The 15,160-nt window shown below is 69.1% G+C and carries 20 protein-coding genes and 1 pseudogene; 6 read left to right on the top strand and 15 right to left on the bottom strand.

Features of this window, described 5'->3' with window-relative positions:
- Position 1: 1 nt before the first annotated feature.
- From rpmD to CRM89_RS25995, 6 genes are all read right to left on the bottom strand, one after another.
- Positions 2-181, bottom strand: a complete 180-nt coding sequence (gene rpmD, locus CRM89_RS26020; RefSeq protein WP_011207323.1) for a 50S ribosomal protein L30 — start codon at positions 179-181, stop codon at positions 2-4.
- Positions 182-838, bottom strand: coding sequence for a 30S ribosomal protein S5 (gene rpsE, locus CRM89_RS26015; RefSeq protein ID WP_011207322.1), 657 nt, complete (start codon positions 836-838; stop codon positions 182-184).
- A 31-nt stretch (positions 839-869) separates the two neighbouring features.
- Positions 870-1,277, bottom strand: coding sequence for a 50S ribosomal protein L18 (gene rplR, locus CRM89_RS26010; protein ID WP_011207321.1), 408 nt, complete (start codon positions 1,275-1,277; stop codon positions 870-872).
- Positions 1,278-1,279: 2 nt separating this feature from the next.
- Positions 1,280-1,819: a 50S ribosomal protein L6 gene (gene rplF / locus CRM89_RS26005; RefSeq protein ID WP_060593131.1), complete on the bottom strand. Its 540-nt coding sequence runs from the start codon at positions 1,817-1,819 to the stop codon at positions 1,280-1,282.
- Positions 1,820-1,833: 14 nt separating this feature from the next.
- A complete protein-coding gene (gene rpsH, locus CRM89_RS26000; protein WP_011207319.1) occupies positions 1,834-2,232 on the bottom strand; it encodes a 30S ribosomal protein S8 in 399 nt (132 codons plus the stop codon).
- 270 nt (positions 2,233-2,502) lie between these two features.
- Complete coding sequence (locus CRM89_RS25995; protein WP_098086545.1) at positions 2,503-3,141, bottom strand: class I SAM-dependent methyltransferase; 639 nt, start codon at positions 3,139-3,141, stop codon at positions 2,503-2,505.
- A 55-nt stretch (positions 3,142-3,196) separates the two neighbouring features.
- Here CRM89_RS25995 and CRM89_RS25990 point away from each other — a divergent pair, with 55 nt between their 5' ends.
- Both CRM89_RS25990 and CRM89_RS25985 read left to right on the top strand, forming a co-directional pair.
- Positions 3,197-3,730: a class I SAM-dependent methyltransferase gene (locus CRM89_RS25990; RefSeq protein WP_060593133.1), complete on the top strand. Its 534-nt coding sequence runs from the start codon at positions 3,197-3,199 to the stop codon at positions 3,728-3,730.
- A 10-nt stretch (positions 3,731-3,740) separates the two neighbouring features.
- On the top strand, positions 3,741-4,148 hold the full coding sequence (locus CRM89_RS25985) for a MerR family transcriptional regulator (RefSeq protein ID WP_060593134.1): 408 nt from the start codon (positions 3,741-3,743) through the stop codon (positions 4,146-4,148).
- Here the strand turns inward: CRM89_RS25985 and CRM89_RS25980 are convergent.
- Both CRM89_RS25980 and CRM89_RS25975 read right to left on the bottom strand, forming a co-directional pair.
- Complete coding sequence (locus tag CRM89_RS25980) at positions 4,139-5,422, bottom strand: SLC13 family permease (protein ID WP_011207315.1); 1,284 nt, start codon at positions 5,420-5,422, stop codon at positions 4,139-4,141. The two genes, CRM89_RS25985 and CRM89_RS25980, sit on opposite strands and share 10 nt — an antisense overlap.
- A 62-nt stretch (positions 5,423-5,484) precedes the next feature.
- Positions 5,485-5,760: a hypothetical protein gene (locus tag CRM89_RS25975; RefSeq protein ID WP_011207314.1), complete on the bottom strand. Its 276-nt coding sequence runs from the start codon at positions 5,758-5,760 to the stop codon at positions 5,485-5,487.
- Positions 5,761-5,937: 177 nt separating this feature from the next.
- On the opposite strand from CRM89_RS25975, the gene CRM89_RS25970 reads away from it, so the two are divergent.
- A complete protein-coding gene (locus CRM89_RS25970; protein WP_060593136.1) occupies positions 5,938-6,951 on the top strand; it encodes a sensor histidine kinase in 1,014 nt (337 codons plus the stop codon).
- A complete protein-coding gene (locus tag CRM89_RS31445) occupies positions 6,948-7,607 on the top strand; it encodes a response regulator transcription factor (RefSeq protein ID WP_098086544.1) in 660 nt (219 codons plus the stop codon). The genes CRM89_RS25970 and CRM89_RS31445 overlap by 4 nt, the downstream gene beginning before the upstream one ends.
- Before the next feature lie 30 nt (positions 7,608-7,637).
- On the opposite strand, the pseudogene CRM89_RS25960 reads toward CRM89_RS31445, so the two are convergent.
- Positions 7,638-8,798, bottom strand: a pseudogene (locus CRM89_RS25960) (cation:proton antiporter); the annotation flags it as partial.
- Between the two features lie 318 nt (positions 8,799-9,116).
- Between CRM89_RS25960 and CRM89_RS31155 the strand changes: the two are divergent.
- On the top strand, positions 9,117-9,596 hold the full coding sequence (locus CRM89_RS31155; RefSeq protein ID WP_172456808.1) for a DUF4352 domain-containing protein: 480 nt from the start codon (positions 9,117-9,119) through the stop codon (positions 9,594-9,596).
- Positions 9,597-9,642: 46 nt separating this feature from the next.
- Here the strand turns inward: CRM89_RS31155 and CRM89_RS25950 are convergent, their stop codons facing one another.
- The 6 genes from CRM89_RS25950 to CRM89_RS25925 form a co-directional block, all read right to left on the bottom strand.
- Positions 9,643-10,296 carry a Uma2 family endonuclease gene (locus tag CRM89_RS25950; protein ID WP_172964641.1) on the bottom strand — a complete coding sequence of 218 codons (654 nt, stop codon included), beginning with the start codon at positions 10,294-10,296 and terminating at the stop codon, positions 9,643-9,645.
- Positions 10,297-10,402: 106 nt separating this feature from the next.
- On the bottom strand, positions 10,403-10,588 hold the full coding sequence (locus tag CRM89_RS25945; protein WP_011207308.1) for a type Z 30S ribosomal protein S14: 186 nt from the start codon (positions 10,586-10,588) through the stop codon (positions 10,403-10,405).
- Positions 10,589-10,591: 3 nt separating this feature from the next.
- Positions 10,592-11,155 (bottom strand): 50S ribosomal protein L5, encoded by a 564-nt coding sequence (gene rplE / locus CRM89_RS25940; RefSeq protein ID WP_011207307.1) that lies wholly within the window; start codon positions 11,153-11,155, stop codon positions 10,592-10,594.
- A 1-nt stretch (position 11,156) separates the two neighbouring features.
- Positions 11,157-11,471, bottom strand: a complete 315-nt coding sequence (rplX, locus tag CRM89_RS25935; RefSeq protein WP_011207306.1) for a 50S ribosomal protein L24 — start codon at positions 11,469-11,471, stop codon at positions 11,157-11,159.
- 1 nt (position 11,472) lies between these two features.
- On the bottom strand, positions 11,473-11,841 hold the full coding sequence (rplN, locus tag CRM89_RS25930) for a 50S ribosomal protein L14 (protein WP_011207305.1): 369 nt from the start codon (positions 11,839-11,841) through the stop codon (positions 11,473-11,475).
- A 232-nt stretch (positions 11,842-12,073) separates the two neighbouring features.
- Positions 12,074-13,942 carry an ABC transporter ATP-binding protein/permease gene (locus CRM89_RS25925; RefSeq protein ID WP_060593139.1) on the bottom strand — a complete coding sequence of 623 codons (1,869 nt, stop codon included), beginning with the start codon at positions 13,940-13,942 and terminating at the stop codon, positions 12,074-12,076.
- A gap of 196 nt (positions 13,943-14,138) precedes the next feature.
- Here CRM89_RS25925 and CRM89_RS25920 point away from each other — a divergent pair, with 196 nt between their 5' ends.
- Positions 14,139-15,119: an ABC transporter substrate-binding protein gene (locus CRM89_RS25920; protein ID WP_172964574.1), complete on the top strand. Its 981-nt coding sequence runs from the start codon at positions 14,139-14,141 to the stop codon at positions 15,117-15,119.
- The last annotated feature ends 41 nt before the right edge of the window (positions 15,120-15,160 follow it).

Here is a 15,160-nt window from a genome sequence, read left to right as displayed (position 1 = left end):
GTCAGACCTCCTCAACGGTCACGAGGTGGCGCACGACGTTGATCAGCCCGCGGTTCTGGGGGTTGTCCTCCCGCACGACCGACTTGCGGATGCCACGCAAACCGAGCGTCCGCAGGCTGTCGCGCTGATTCTTCTTGGCGCCGATCGAGCTCTTGATCTGGGTCACCTTGAGATCTGCCATTTACCTGGCACCTCCAGCCGCCTGAGCGCGCGCACGCAGCATGCCCGCAGGAGCGACGTCCTCGAGCGGCAGGCCACGGCGGGCCGCCACCTCTTCGGGGCGCTGCAGCTGCTTGAGAGCCGCAACGGTCGCGTGCACGACGTTGATGGCGTTGTCGCTGCCGAGCGACTTCGCCAGGATGTCATGGATACCGGCGCACTCCAGCACGGCGCGCGCCGCACCACCGGCGATCACACCGGTACCCGGCGAAGCCGGACGCAGCATGACCACACCGGCGGCCGCCTCACCCTGGACCGGGTGGGTGATGGTGGAGCCGATCATCGGGACGCGGAAGAAGCCCTTGCGCGCTTCCTCGACACCCTTCTGGATGGCCGCGGGAACTTCCTTGGCCTTGCCGTAGCCGACGCCGACCAGGCCGTTGCCGTCGCCGACGATCACCAGCGCGGTGAAGCTGAAGCGACGGCCGCCCTTGACGACCTTCGACACACGGTTGATCGCGACGACGCGCTCGAGCTGGTTCTTCTCGGCCGCGTTGTCCCGACGGTCACCGCCACCGCGGCGGTCGCCGCCGCCACGACGGTTGTCACGGCCCTCGGGGCCATTGCTGTTCTGTCCGGCGGGTCCGTTTCCGCCGTCACGCCGCTGACGTCCCGGCATCAGACGTTCCTTCCGTTCGCAGTCTTCATCATCAGAACTTCAACCCGCCTTCACGAGCGGCATCGGCCAGCGCCGCGATGCGGCCGTGGTAGTCGTGACCACCACGGTCGAACACGACGGCCTCGACACCGGCCGCCTTGGCGCGGGCGGCGATCAGCTCGCCGACCTTCTTGCCCTTGGCGGTCTTGTCGCCCTCGACGGCCCGCACATCGGGCTCGATCGAGGAGGCGGCGGCGATGGTCTTGCCGACCGTGTCGTCCACCAGCTGCGCGTGCAGGTGCCGCGAGGAGCGGTGGACCACCAGGCGCGGACGCTCGGTGGTACCGGCGATCTTCTTGCGCAGGCGGAAGTGGCGGCGCGCCTTCGACAGACGGCGCTGGGTGGAGACGTCCTTGCCCAGCGGAATGCGCTTGGACTTCTGGTTTTCGGTTTGCGCCATGATCACTTACCCGTCTTTCCGACCTTGCGGCGAACGACCTCGCCTGCGTAGCGGATGCCCTTGCCCTTGTACGGGTCGGGCTTGCGCAGACCGTGGATGACCGCCGAAATCTGGCCGACCTTCTGCTTGTCGATTCCGGACACGGAGAACTTGGTGGGCGATTCCACCGCGAAGGTGATGCCCTCGGGGGCCTCGACCGGCACCGGGTGGCTGTAGCCGAGCGCGAACTCCAGGTTCGAGCCCTTGGCCTGCACGCGGTAACCGACGCCGAAGATCTCCATCTTCTTCTCGTAGCCCTTGGTGACGCCCTCGATCATGTTGGCGATCAGGGTGCGGGTCAGGCCGTGCAGCGAGCGGTTGCGGCGCTCGTCGTTGGGGCGGGCGACCTCGAGCTGGCCGTCCTCGCCACGGGTGACGGTGATCGGCTCCGCGACGGTGTGGGTCAGGGTGCCCTTGGGCCCCTTCACCGACACGTGCTGGCCGTCGATGGTGATCTCGACGCCCGACGGGACTGCGATGGGCTTCTTACCAATACGCGACATTTGTCCTGACTCCCTTACCAGACGTAAGCGAGGACTTCGCCGCCCACGCCCTGCTTGGCCGCCTGCTTGTCGGTGAGCAGACCCTGGGACGTGGAGATGATCGCCACGCCGAGGCCGCCCAGGACCTTGGGCAGGTTGGTGGATTTCGCGTACACACGCAGACCGGGCTTGGACACGCGGCGCACGCCGGCGAGGCTGCGCTCACGGCTGGGGCCGTACTTGAGGTCGACGACGAGCGTCTTGCCCACCTGGGCATCCTCGGTCCGGTAGTCGGCGATGTAGCCCTCGCGCTTGAGGATCTCGGCGATGTTCGCCTTGAGCTTCGAGTGCGGAGCCTTCACCTGATCGTGGTACGCCGAGTTGGCGTTGCGCAGACGGGTCAGGAAGTCTGCGATCGGATCGGTCATGGTCATGGTTCGACCTCGACACCTTTCTCGCTGCGGTTCCCATGCAGCACCCACGTGCTCGCGCACACGGATGGTGGGCCTACAACAATTCGGCTGGTCCGGGCGGCAGCTGCCGACCGGCGGGGTACGTATCGCCCGGGCGCACGACACGCACGAAGGCATGGAAGTGCCCAGGCAACCGCTCTAGTGTAGGCAACCGGCCGACCTGGACAAAATCGGGCCCCGCTTCGCATCACCCGAGGCGGGGCGGGTGGTCCCGCCGACACGGGCGAACGGTCAGGGCCGACGGCCGACGAGCAGGTGCAGGCCGACGGGTTTGCGCGGTCGCCCGACGTGCTCGACCGTCAGGCCGGCGGCGGTCAGCGCGGCCCGGAGTTCGGCGACCGGGCGCAACCGGAAACCGTGCTCGGTGAAGGGCAGCTTCGCCATGTCGGTGGGATCGCCGACCGCGACCACCGCACGCCCGCCCGGGCGCAGCACCCGCGCCAGCTCGGCGCAGGCGCGGTCGAGTTCGGGCACGAAGTAGAGGGTGTTGACCGTGATGAGCGCGTCCAGGCTGCGGTCGGGCTGCGGCAGCTCGGTGAGCGAACCCTCGCGCAGGGTCAGCCGGTCCGCCGCGATCTCGCGGGCGTACCCCGACCGCGCGCGCGAGAGCATGTCCGGCGAGAGTTCCACACCGACCACGGAGCCGTCCGGGCCGACCCGGTCGAGCAGCATCGACAGGCCGACGCCCCCGCCGAAACCGACGTCGGCGGCGATGTCGCCAGGGCCGACCTCGGCGGCGTCCACCGCGGCCGCGATCATCGCCCGGTTGGTGCGGTTGAGCATGAGCGCCACGCCCTTGCCGAGCACACCGTGCGGATTGCCCAGCTGGCCGGCGACCGTACCGAGAACCTTCGTGACCAGCGACGCCATCGTCCGATCGTAGCGGCCTTGACTTCAGGTCGACCTGAACTCGCACGCTCGGTCCATGAACACCTTCCTCGACCCGGCCGCGAGCACCGCCTACGACCGCCGGGCGACCCGGCTGCTCACCCGCTTCTACGACCGCGTCGCCGCCGAGGTGGACGCACCACCCGGCGCCCGGCTGCTGGATGTGGGGACCGGGCCCGGGCGGCTGCTGGCCCGCATCGCGCGCCGCCGCCCCGACCTCGTCCTCGCCGGCGCCGACCTCTCCCCACACATGATCGAGCTCGCCACCCGACGCGCCCCGGGCGCCCGGCTGGCCGTCGCGGACGTGGCGGACCTGCCGTTTCCCGACGGCAGCCTCGACTACGTGGTCTCGACGCTGTCGATGCACGAATGGCCGGATCTGCCCGCGGCGGCGGCCGAACTCGCGCGGGTGCTCGCCCCGGGCGGACGCCTGGTCGTCTACGACTTCCGGTTCGTCCGCACCGCACCGGCCCTGACCGCCCTGCGATCGGTGTTCGGCACGGTCGAGCGCGCACCGCTGTCGTGGTTCAGCCTGTTCACGCGGATCACCGCGCGCCCCGGCGGCGCCTAGAGTCGGGAGAGTGGCGGAGTTGTCGATCGGGGAACTCGCGGCGCGCTTCGGTCTGGCGACCCATGTGCTGCGGCACTGGGAGGACGCGGGCCTGCTGACCCCGCGCCGGGACGCGGGCGGGCGGCGCCGCTACCGAGCCGACGACGTCGAGCGCGTCGGGGTCATCCTGATCGGCAAATCCGTCGGCTTCTCCCTCGACGAGATCCGCGAGCTGTTCGCCCGGGTCGCCGACCGGTCCGGCCGACGCAGGCTGCTCCAGGCCCAGCACGCCCGGCTCACCGAGCACATCGCCCGCGCCGAGGCCGCCCGCGCCGCCATCGAACACGCCCTCGACTGCACCGCCGAGGACGTCCGCACCTGCCCGCACTTCCGCACCGCCCTCACCGCCGCCCTCCCAGCGGACCCGGGTCAGAAGTAGCGCACCCACACGTACAGCCAGGCGAGCGTGGTCGACAGCGCGGTGACGACCACGCCGTACTTGGTGAACTGCCAGAACGTGATGGGATGCCCGGCGCGGCGGGCGATCCCCAGTGCGACGACGTTGGCGCCCGCCGCGACCGCCGTCCCGTTGCCGGAGAAATCCGCGCCGAACGCGAACGACCACCACAGCGCCTGCCCGGTGGCGTGGTCGGGTGCCTGCGCGACCAGTTCCTCCACCACCGGCGCCACCGTGGTGGTGTAGGGGATGTTGTCGATGAATGCGCCCGCGATGGCCGACCCGAACACCAGCGCCGCCGAGGACAGCACCGGGTCGTCTCCGAAAGCGCCGACCGCGACGGCCGCCAGCCGATCGACGACGCCGGTGTGGATGAGCCCGGCGACGATCACGAACAGGCCCATGAAGAACACCAGGGTGCCCCACTCCACCTCACGCAGCACCGTGCCGACCTCCAGGTCGGCGACCAGCAGCATCGCTCCCGCGCCGAGCAGCGCCACGATCGAGGGCGCCACGTGCACCACGGTGTGCAGCCCGAAGCCGACCACGACACCGGCGAGCACGAGCAGCGACCGGCGCAGCAGCCGCGGATCGGTGATCGCGTGTCGTTCCTCGAGCGCGAGCACGGCGGTCACGTCGGCCGCGCGGTCCCGCAGGTGCGCGCGGAACAGGAACCGCGTGAACACGACGAACAACGCGAAGATCACCGCGACGGCGGGCGCCATGTGGATCAGGAAGTCGTTGAAGCTCAGGCCCGCCCGGCTGCCGATGATGATGTTGGGCGGGTCGCCGACCAGGGTCGCGGCGCCGCCGATGTTGGCGGCGAGCACCTCGGCGATGAGGAACGGCTGCGCGGGCAGCCGCAGCCGATCACACACCACGATGGTGACCGGTGCGATCAGCAGGATGATGGTGACGTTGTCCAGGATCGGCGAGGCGACCGCGGTGATGGTCATCAGCAGCACCATCAGCCGGAACGGGTCGCCGCGAGAGCGTTTGGCGGCCCAGATCGCCAGGCAGTCGAACAATCCGGTCTGCTTCACCACGCCGACGATGATCATCATGCCCAGCAGCAGGAACACGACGTTCCAGTCGATACCCGCGTGCGGGTCGTAGAAGACCTCGTCGCCGGGGATCACCCCGGTGAGGGCCATCAGGGCCGCCGCGACCAGTACGGTCGCGACCTTGTCGAACCGCTCGGTGGCAATGCACCAGAACGCCGCCGCGAAGATCGTCAGCGCCAGGAGTTGGTGCATCGTCGCCTCGTCCCGGCCGGGGGCAGGTCAGTCGCCGGGATCGAGGCGGGCGCGGCGGGAGCTCACGCCGGATCCCGTTCGGCGAGCAGCCTGCTCATCCGTCGCTCCAACCGGGCCACTCGGTCCGGCAGCGGCGCGCTGTGCAGGAGGTCGGCCAGCTGATCGGCCTCGTCCGGCGCCAGCGTGATGGTTTGGGCCGGTTCGTCGGGCCACTGCTGGTCGTAGACGAGCAACTGCCTGTCGTCGCCGCGGGTCAGCAGGGCGAACCGGACGCCCGCGCGGGTGCGCAGGTGGTGCAGCACGCCGGTGCCCGGTACCGTCACGCGGTCGACGTCCATTCGTGAACTCCTCCCGCCGAGCCAGCCGAACCGGTGGCTCCAGTCTGGGCGGACATCCGGCCCGCCACCATCGGCGCACACACCCATTTCCCGCGGTGCCGATCCTGTAGCCGGAGGCTTGCCGGATGGGTGCCCGACCTCATGGACACCCCACGCCCCAGCGGCCACACTGGCAGGATGCAGGCTGCGGTGCGCGCGCTCGGCCGCTTCCGGCGGCACACCCGGACCCCCGCCGACACACTGTTCCGGCGGATCTTCCTGATCAACGGCCTGGTGTTCACGGTGGGCACGCTCGTGCTGGCGCTCTCCCCGGCGACAGTGTCCGCGCGGGTGCGGCTGGCCGAGATCCCGGTGCTCGTCGTCGGGCTCGCGGTGATCCTGGCCGCGAACGCGGTGTTGCTGCGCACCAGCCTCGCCCCGCTGGACACGCTGATCGCGTCCATGCGCCGGGTCGACCCGCTGCGGCGCAGCGGGCGGCTCGACGCCCCCGTGCACGGTGACCTCGCCCAGCTGATCGAGGCCTTCAACGCGATGGTGGACCGGCTGGAATCCGAGCGCACCACCGCCAGCGCCTCCGCCCTGGCGGCCCAGGAGGGCGAGCGCCGCCGCATCGCCCGCGAACTGCACGACGAGATCGGGCAGAGCCTCACCGTCGCGTTGCTGTCGATGAAGCGCGCCATCGACAAAGCGCCAGGCCCGGCGGGCGAGGAGCTGCGCGGGGCGCAGGAGACGGTGCGGGCCTGCCTGGACGAAGTGCGGGGCATCGCCCGCCGGTTGCGCCCGGACGTGCTCGACGATCTCGGCCTGGCCAGCGCGCTCAACGCCCTGTGCGCCGAGGTGGCGGCCACCGCGGGCATCGAGGTGACCCGCGAGATCGATCGAGCACTGCCCCGGCTCGGCCCGGACGTCGAGCTGGTCTGCTACCGGGTCGCGCAGGAAGCGCTGACCAACGTGGTCCGCCATGCCGTGGCCCACCGCGCCCTGCTGCGCCTGCACGCCAGCGCCGACCTGATCGAACTGCGGGTCCGCGACGACGGCCGCGGCGGAGTGACCACCGACGGCGCGGGCATCCGCGGGATGCGCGAGCGTGCCCTGCTCGTGGACGCCACACTCACCATCGACTCGCCGCCGGGCGGAGGCACCGACATCGCCCTGGCGATCCCGCGCACCGACCAAGGGAGTCGTTCATGACCGCCGCCGCACCGGCCCGGATCCTGCTCGCCGACGACCACGCCCTGGTGCGCGCCGGGTTGCGCCTGATCATCGATGCCGAACCCGATCTCACCGTGGTCGCCGAGGCCGCCAACGGGTACGAGGCGGTGCAGCGGGCCGCCGACACCCTGCTGGACCTGGTGATCCTGGACATCGCCATGCCGCGCATGACGGGCATCCAGGCCGCCCGTGAGATCCACCGCAGTCACCCGGACCTCCGGCTGCTCATGCTGTCGATGTACGACAACGAGCAGTACTTCTTCGAGTCGCTGAAGGCGGGCGCCTCCGGCTACGTGCTCAAGTCGGTCGCCGACCGCGACCTGCTCGAGGCCTGTCGCGCCACGCTGCGCGGTGAGCCGTTCCTGTACCCGGGGGCGGTGACGTCGCTGATCCGGGAGTGGTTGCAGCGCACCCGTGCGGGCACACCGCCCCCGGACAACATCCTCACCGCCCGCGAGGAGGAGATCCTCAAACTGGTCGCGGAGGGCTACTCCTCACGCGGGATCGCCGACACTCTCGTCATCAGTGTCAAGACGGTCGACCGGCACCGGGCGAACATCCTCCAGAAGCTGGGGCTGCGCGACCGGCTGGCGTTGACCCGCTACGCCATCCGCGTCGGGCTCATCGAGCCGTGACAGGGACGCCGGCGCCGGCTTGGCCGGTGTGCGCGCGAGCAGCCCCATCACCGGCTCCACCACGCGTGCGGCCACCGGACCCGCGACCGCCATGAGCAGCACATATGTGGTCGCCAGCGCGGCGAACTCGGCGGGGACGGCGCCCGCCGTCACCGCGAGACCCGCGATGACGATGGAGAATTCGCCGTGGGCGACCAGCGCGGTGCCCGCTCGGGCCCGGCCCAGGCGCGAGGCGCCCGCCCGCTGGGCCGCCCACCAGCCGGTCGCCACCTTGGTCGCCGTGGTGACCACCGCGAGCAGCAACGCCCAGCCCAGGACCGGCGGAATCGTCGCCGGATCGGTGCTCAACCCGAACAACACGAAGAACAGAGCCGCGAACAGATCACGCAGCGGTTCCAGCAGTTTCGTGGCGTTGTGCGCGGTCGACCCGGAGATCGCGATGCCGAGCAGGAACGCGCCCACCGCCGCCGACACCTGCACCGCGGAGGCGATGCCAGCGACCAGCAGCGCCGAGCCGAGCAGTTTCAGCAGGAAGATCTCGCGGTCCTTGCTGTCCACGATCAGCGAGACGAACCGCCCGTACCGCAGCGCCACGACCAGGACCACGGTCACCGCCGCCAGCGCGATACCGAGCGTCTGCAATCCGGCGACGAAGCCGACACCGGCCAGCACCGCCGTCAGCACCGGCAGATACCCGGCCATCACCAGGTCCTCGAACACCAGGATCGACAGGATGACCGGTGTCTCGCGGTTGCCGAGCCGACCGAGATCGTTGAGGACCTTCGCGACGATTCCGGACGAAGAGATGTAGGTGACGCCCGCCATCGCGATCGCGCCGGTGAAACCCCACCCGAGCGCGAAGGCGACCAGCACCCCCGGTGTCGCGTTGAGCGCGAAGTCCAGCACACCGGCCGCCCAGGATTTGCGCAGGCCGGTGACCAGTTCACTCGCGCTGTATTCCAGTCCGAGCAGCAACAGCAGCAGGACGACACCGATCTCGCTGGCCAGGTGGATGAACTCGTCCACCTGGTGCAGTTCGACCAGGCCACCGGTGCCGAATGCCAATCCGCCGAGCAGATACAGCGGGATCGGCGACATGCCGATCCGGGCCGCGACCCGCCCGAGCAACCCCAACCCGAAGAACACCGCCCCCAGCTGGATCAACGCCAGCGCGGTCTCATGTGCCACCACGGGTCAGCCGCTCGGTAGCGCACGGGCGGCGGCGCGGGGGCACCGGCGGGTATTGCGCGACGAAAAGTATGTACCGACAACGATCCTCGGCAGGTGAGATACCTCGACAGTCATGACCGACAGCCTATCGGGACGGTCCGGACCGTCCGTTCGGTCGCAAAACCGGCACTCGCGCGCGACATCGCGGATACGCTGCTGAGACGGCCGACCACGGTGACCGGGAACGCCGCTCGAGATCAGCACCACATCAGTGAGATTCGTGTGAGACAGCGGCGCAGACCCCGTGCAGTAGGCCCTCGAAGGCTCCCCGTCCGGGTCGTGATCGCGCTGACCGCGATCTGCCTGTCGGGCACCGGCTGCGGCGGCACGGCCGCGGGCGGCGACAGCGGCCCCGAGGAGCTGCCGATCCCGGCGCGCAGCACCCTGCCCGTCCGCGACGGCGCGCTCGAATTCGTCGTGACCCGCGTGGAATTCGGCGCCACCCACCTCGGCGGCCCCGTCACCGGCGCGGACGCCACGGGCCGGTTCGCGGTCGCCCGCGTGGAGGTGACCAACACCGGCGACGAGCCGGTCACCTTCGACTACGCGCACCAGCAGCTGATCGACAGCCGCGGTGCCGCCCACACCCCCGACCTGCCCGGCAGCATGTCCCTCAACGGCGAGTTCCGCCACGACTACAACCCCGGCGTCGGCACCACCCTCCAACTGGCCTTCGACCTCCCCGCCGACACCACCCCCGCCACCCTCGTCCTCCGTGCAGCCCCCGCCTCCCCGGGAGCGGCGATCGCCCTACGGTGAAGCGAGGGACAGAACACGATCGCCATCCCGTAACGCCGGAAAGCACTCAGAATTCGAGTTCCGACCACGGAATCCGGATCGGGAACGGGACCTCCAGGTCGATGCCCGGCGTGGCGTCGGCCGGCCACCTGCCCACCAACAGGTAGTTGGCCGGATACAACGGACGGACGCCGGCGGGCAGGCGCCCGTGCCCGGCTTCCAACGCGTAGGCATGGACGTAGCGGATAGCACTGCGCTCGCGGTCCAACACCACCTCCCAGTACCACGGGATCTGCGCCTTCGCGTAGCGCGCCTTCTTGTCCTCGATGTCGGACGGGGTGTTCGACGGGGAAAGCACCTCACCCACGATCAGCACATCCTTGGCGCGAATGTCCTGGTAGGGCGCGTCCGGACACCGGTAGACCAGGAAGTCCGGCGTGACGAAGTCGTTCTTGCCGGTCGAGCCGAAGAAGACGTTCGTCTCGAAGTCCGCACGCCAGCATTCGTCCGGACGATGCGTGTGCGCTTCCTTCGTGCACCGTTTCAGCGCGGCCGTCAACGCGAAGGTGAACGCCTGATGCTCGGCGGGCCCCCTCCGAAGCCAGACCACGCGGCCGTCCCAGAGTTCGATCCGGCTGGCGATCTCGTCCGGCAATTGCTCGAGCTCGTCCCACGTGAGGTACTCGGGGAGGTCCGGCGGGCCGGACTGTGGGCTCGGCATGCGCCCATCGTAGTCGGAGTGGCGGTCTCCCCATGCGCGCGAAGGCACGGACTCGGGGAGTCCGTGCCTTCGGGCGGTGTTCGGTTGTGCTCGGGTGAGCGTCAGCTCACCAGGAGCTCTTGTGGACGCCGGGGAGCTCGCCCTTGTGCGCCATGTCGCGCAGGCAGACGCGGCACAGGCCGAACTTGCGGTAGACCGCGTGCGGACGGCCGCAGCGCTGGCAGCGGGTGTAGGCGCGGACCGCGAACTTCGGCTTCCGGTTGGCCTTGTTGACCAGAGCTTTCTTCGCCATGGCTCAGTTCTCCTTGAACGGGAAGCCGAGGTGCTTGAGCAGGGCACGGCCTTCTTCGTTGTTGGTCGCGGTGGTGACCACGGTGATGTCCATACCGCGCGGACGGTCGATCTTGTCCACGTCGATCTCGTGGAACATCGACTGCTCGCTCAGACCGAACGTGTAGTTGCCGTTGCCGTCGAACTGCTTCGGCGACAGACCGCGGAAGTCGCGGATACGGGGCAGCGCGATGGACACCAGGCGGTCCAGGAACTCCCACATCCGGTCGCCACGCAGGGTGACCTTGGCGCCGATCGGCATGCCCTCACGCAGCTTGAACTGGGCGATGGACTTGGTGGCCTTGCGGATCTGCGGCTTCTGGCCGGTGATCAGGGCCAGGTCCTCGACGGCGCCGTTGATCAGCTTGGCGTCGCGGGCGGCGTCACCGACACCCATGTTCACGACGACCTTCACCACGCCCGGGATCTGCATCACGTTGGCGTAGTTGAACTCTTTCGCCAGCGCGTCCTTGATCTCCTCGCGGTAGCGGACCTTGAGGCGCGGCTGGATCTTCTCGGTGGTGGTCATGTCAGATGTCCTTCCCGTTGCGACGGGAGATGCGGACCCGCTTGCCGTTCTCGTCGGTCCGGTAGCCGATGCGGGTCGGCTTGCCGTCGGAGTCGACGACCATCACGTTGGACACGTGGATGGGGGCCTCCTGGGTCACGATGCCGCCGGAGGAGGCGCCGCGCTGGTTGGCGGAGTTCGCGACGTGCTTCTTGATACGGTTCACGCCCTCGACGAGGACCCGGTTCTCCTTGGGGTAGGCCTGGATGACCTTGCCCTTGGCGCCCTTGTCCTTACCCGAGATGACGAGCACGGTGTCGCCCTTGTGCACCTTCATGTCAGAGCACCTCCGGGGCCAGCGAGACGATCTTCATGAACTTCTTGTCGCGCAGCTCGCGGCCGACCGGGCCGAAGATGCGGGTGCCGCGCGGATCGTTGTCCGCCTTGATGAGCACGGCGGCGTTCTCGTCGAACTTGATGTAGGAACCGTCCGGACGGCGGCGCTCCTTGACGGTGCGCACGACGACGGCCTTCACCACGTCACCCCGCTTGACGTTGCCGCCGGGGATGGCGTCCTTCACAGTGGCGACGATGACGTCGCCGATACCGGCATAGCGACGCGACGAACCACCGAGAACGCGGATGCAGAGGATTTCCTTCGCACCCGTGTTGTCGGCGACGCGCAGTCGCGACTCCTGCTGAATCACTTCAGCCTCCTTGACCTGGACGTAAAAGCACGCCGGATTGCCGACCCGACGGGCATGGTCGTGTCACCCCCCGAACGCGCGCCTACCAGCGGTTTTTCTGGATCCGAGTTGGGCACTCCGGAGCCGACCACCGGGGGTTCGCGGCCGAGTTGCGGGCAGAGCTCCCGCAGGCAACCGGTCTAGTGTAAGGGAAAGCCCAGGTCGGCCCAAATCCGGGCGCATCGCGCTCGGCTCAGGCGGTCACGGCCACCGGTTGCAGGGTCCACGGGCCGTCGCCCTGGAGTTCCAGCTTCCGGGTGTGGTGCTGGTCGACGGTACTGCGGTGGGCGACGCTCACCACGATCGTCTCCGGCAGCTCGGTGCGCACCAGCTTGTACAGCGAGTACTCCAGGCCCTCGTCGACGGCCGAGGTGGCCTCGTCGAGGAAGACGACCTTCGGCTTCAGCAGCAGGATGCGGCCGAAGGCCAGCCGCTGCTGCTCACCGGGCGAGAGGATCTTGGCCCAGTCGGCCTCCTCGTCGAGCCGGTCCACCAGATGACCGAGGTGCACCTTCTCCAGGACGGCGCGCAGCCGGTCGTCGGAAATGTCCTCCGGCTTGCCGGGGTATTCGGCGGCCACCCGCAGGTCGCCGAGCGGCAGGTACGGGATCTGCGACAGGAACAACGTGTCGTCGCCGGCCGGGCGCTCGATCCGGCCGTCGGCGTAGGGCCACATCTGCGCCAGCGCCCGCAGCAGGGTGGTCTTGCCGCTGCCGGACGGGCCCTTCACCACCAGCGCTTCGCCGGGGCTCAGCGCCAGCGACAGGTCGTCGATGAGCACGTGGCCGTCGGGCTTGCGGACGTCGACCTTGTCCAGCCGCACGCCCTCGGCGAGGTCGGCGGCGTCGATCTCGGGCAGCTCGCGGGAGTCGTCGCCGGCCACCAGCAGGCCGTCGATGCGGATGAGCGCGGCACGGTAGGCCGCGAACTCGTCGTAGGCGTTGCGGAAGAACGACAGCGAATCGTGGATGTTGCCGAACGCCGTCACCGTCTGGTTGACCCCGCCGAGGCTGACCGCGCCGTCGAAGAAGCGCGGGGCCTGGATCAGGTACGGGAAGATGACCGCGGCCTGCGTGACGGTGAAGTTCCAGCCCTGGAACTTCAGGTAGCGGAAGACGTACTTCCACTGCACCCGGATGACCTCGGCGAAGCGGGCCAGCAGGCCGCGGCGCTCGGTGCCCTCACCCCGGTAGAAGGCCACGCTCTCGGCGGAATCGCGGACGCGCACCAGCGCGTAGCGGAAGTTGGCGGTCATCCGTTCGAGCAGGAAGTTGATCCGGATCAGGGGACGGCCGATCCAGAAGGCGATGAACGTGGTGCCGAGCACGTAGATGAGGACGAGGAAGACGGCGTCGCGCGGGATGGTGACCCCGAGCAGGGTCATCGGCCCGGACAGATCCCAGAGGATCTTGGTGAACGAGACGATGGAGACGACCGCTTCCACCGCGCCGAGCGACAGCACCCGCGACTGGTTCACGAAGGTCGTGATGTCCTGCTGTACACGCTGGTCGGGGTTGTCGATGGTGTTGTCGATGAACCGGGACCGGTAGAACGCGCGGTCGCGCAGCCAGTCGGTGGTGACGTGCTCGGTGAGCCAGACCCGCCAGCGGATGTCGAAGGCCATCGAGGCGTAGAGGTTGACCAGCTGGTTGACGATCCAGACGACGATCAGGACCGTGAACACGATCATCGACTTCCAGAAGGCGTCCTCGGCCTGGTCCAGCGCCGCGGAGTCGCCTGCGGCGAAGGCCGAGCCACCGGCCTGCAACGAGCTGAACATGTCGTTGCCCCAGTAGCTGAGCAGCACGTTCAATCGGACGACGACCAGCGTCATGAACAACAGTGCCCCGACGAACAGCAGCGTGCGCCAGGCGCCGGGGCCGCGGAAGTAGCCGCCGGAGACGGACCAGAACTGCCTGCCCCACTTGGTCAGGGTGAGCAGCAGCGCCACCACGATGGTGAAGCCGACGGCGGTGGCGGTGAAGGCGATGCCCAACCATTTCAGGGATTCGACGAACTCGTTGCCCCAGTCCCTTGACGTTTCCAACCCAGAGCTTCCCATCCCACGACGAGCCACAAAGTCGGCGCAGTCTAACCCGGCAGATGCGTGGGCGCCGGGCGTCGCGGTGTCGAGTGGAACGGGCGAACCGGGAGGTGACCATAGGACCGCCTAGATAGATAGGTTAGCCTTGGCTGACTACTACCGGCGGCTCGGCGAGCCGATCGAGGACTGTCCTCGATGAAGGAGGGTGCACACGATGAGGTCTGTTGGGAGGACGCGCGTTTGGGCGCGGGCGGCGCTGGCCGTGCTGGCCGGCGCGCTCGTGCTGAGCGTCGGCGCGTGTGGTTCGTCCGAGGACGGCGGTTCCGGCGGCGAGTCGGTGACGATCACCCACGCGCGCGGCGAGACGGTGATCGAGGGCACCCCGCAGAAGATCGTCGCACTGGGCAACCAGTGGCTCGACAGCACGCTCGCGCTCGGCGTCACCCCGGCCGGCTACATCGACAACGTCGCGGTGGCGTCGAAGTCGACCTCGCCGTGGCAGCGGCCCGGCTCGCTGGACTCCGCGACCCAGATCAGCCCGTCGGGCAACATCGCCGAGCAGGTCGCGGCACTGGAGCCGGACCTGATCCTGGCCGATCCGTTCATCGCCGATCAGAAGACCTACGACGAGCTGAGCAAGGTGGCCCCGACGCTGCCCGCGCTCACCTCCGACGCGGTCACGCCCTGGCAGGAGCAGATCACCACGCTGGGCAAGGTGCTGGGCAAGCAGGACGACGCGAGCAAGGTGATCGCGGGCGTCGACGACAAGATCGCCGGCATCCTGGCGGCCAACCCGACGCTGCGGGGCAAGACCTTCGCCAGCACCTGGCTGGCCGGCCCGGCCCAGCTGATGGTGCTCACCGATCCGAACGACGGCTCGGCCAAGGTGTTCGAGCAGCTGGGCATGACCATTCCGCAGAACCTGCGCGACCTGCCCGCCAACCAGGGCCGCGTCGCACTGTCCCCGGAGCGGGTCGACGAGCTGACCGCCGATCTGCTGCTGGCGGGCTACTCCCCCGGCATGGACGAGCGCTACCGCCAGCTGCCCGGCTACGCCGAGCTGCCCTCGGTGCAGAAGGGCGCCGTGGTGTTCCTGACCACGCAGGAGATCAGCGCGGTCAACCAGCCGACGGCCCTGTCGGTCCCCTACATCCTCGACAAGCTGGGGCCCGCGTTCGCCGCGGCCGCGAAGTAGCCAGCGCAGTCATCGAGTTCGACGAACACGCGGAGGTCAGC

Source organism: Nocardia sp. FDAARGOS_372, assembly GCF_002554515.1.
GTDB lineage: Bacteria > Actinomycetota > Actinomycetes > Mycobacteriales > Mycobacteriaceae > Nocardia > Nocardia farcinica.
The sequence above is the reverse complement of the archived record's forward strand: the minus strand, read 5'-3'. Positions and strand labels throughout refer to the sequence as shown.

Excerpts from the sequence above, each read along its gene's own strand:
- rpmD (WP_011207323.1), bottom strand. The coding sequence starts at position 181 with ATGGCAGATCTCAAGGTGACCCAGATCAAGAGCTCGATCGGCGCCAAG.
- rpsE (WP_011207322.1), bottom strand. The coding sequence starts at position 838 with ATGCCGGGACGTCAGCGGCGTGACGGCGGAAACGGACCCGCCGGACAG.
- rplR (WP_011207321.1), bottom strand. The coding sequence starts at position 1,277 with ATGGCGCAAACCGAAAACCAGAAGTCCAAGCGCATTCCGCTGGGCAAG.
- rplF (WP_060593131.1), bottom strand. The coding sequence starts at position 1,819 with ATGTCGCGTATTGGTAAGAAGCCCATCGCAGTCCCGTCGGGCGTCGAG.
- rpsH (WP_011207319.1), bottom strand. The coding sequence starts at position 2,232 with ATGACCATGACCGATCCGATCGCAGACTTCCTGACCCGTCTGCGCAAC.
- CRM89_RS25995 (WP_098086545.1), bottom strand. The coding sequence starts at position 3,141 with ATGGCGTCGCTGGTCACGAAGGTTCTCGGTACGGTCGCCGGCCAGCTG.
- CRM89_RS25990 (WP_060593133.1), top strand. The coding sequence starts at position 3,197 with ATGAACACCTTCCTCGACCCGGCCGCGAGCACCGCCTACGACCGCCGG.
- CRM89_RS25980 (WP_011207315.1), bottom strand. The coding sequence starts at position 5,422 with ATGCACCAACTCCTGGCGCTGACGATCTTCGCGGCGGCGTTCTGGTGC.
- CRM89_RS25975 (WP_011207314.1), bottom strand. The coding sequence starts at position 5,760 with ATGGACGTCGACCGCGTGACGGTACCGGGCACCGGCGTGCTGCACCAC.
- CRM89_RS25970 (WP_060593136.1), top strand. The coding sequence starts at position 5,938 with ATGCAGGCTGCGGTGCGCGCGCTCGGCCGCTTCCGGCGGCACACCCGG.
- CRM89_RS31445 (WP_098086544.1), top strand. The coding sequence starts at position 6,948 with ATGACCGCCGCCGCACCGGCCCGGATCCTGCTCGCCGACGACCACGCC.
- CRM89_RS25950 (WP_172964641.1), bottom strand. The coding sequence starts at position 10,296 with ATGCCGAGCCCACAGTCCGGCCCGCCGGACCTCCCCGAGTACCTCACG.
- CRM89_RS25945 (WP_011207308.1), bottom strand. The coding sequence starts at position 10,588 with ATGGCGAAGAAAGCTCTGGTCAACAAGGCCAACCGGAAGCCGAAGTTC.
- rplE (WP_011207307.1), bottom strand. The coding sequence starts at position 11,155 with ATGACCACCACCGAGAAGATCCAGCCGCGCCTCAAGGTCCGCTACCGC.
- rplX (WP_011207306.1), bottom strand. The coding sequence starts at position 11,471 with ATGAAGGTGCACAAGGGCGACACCGTGCTCGTCATCTCGGGTAAGGAC.
- CRM89_RS25925 (WP_060593139.1), bottom strand. The coding sequence starts at position 13,942 with ATGGGAAGCTCTGGGTTGGAAACGTCAAGGGACTGGGGCAACGAGTTC.
- CRM89_RS25920 (WP_172964574.1), top strand. The coding sequence starts at position 14,139 with ATGAGGTCTGTTGGGAGGACGCGCGTTTGGGCGCGGGCGGCGCTGGCC.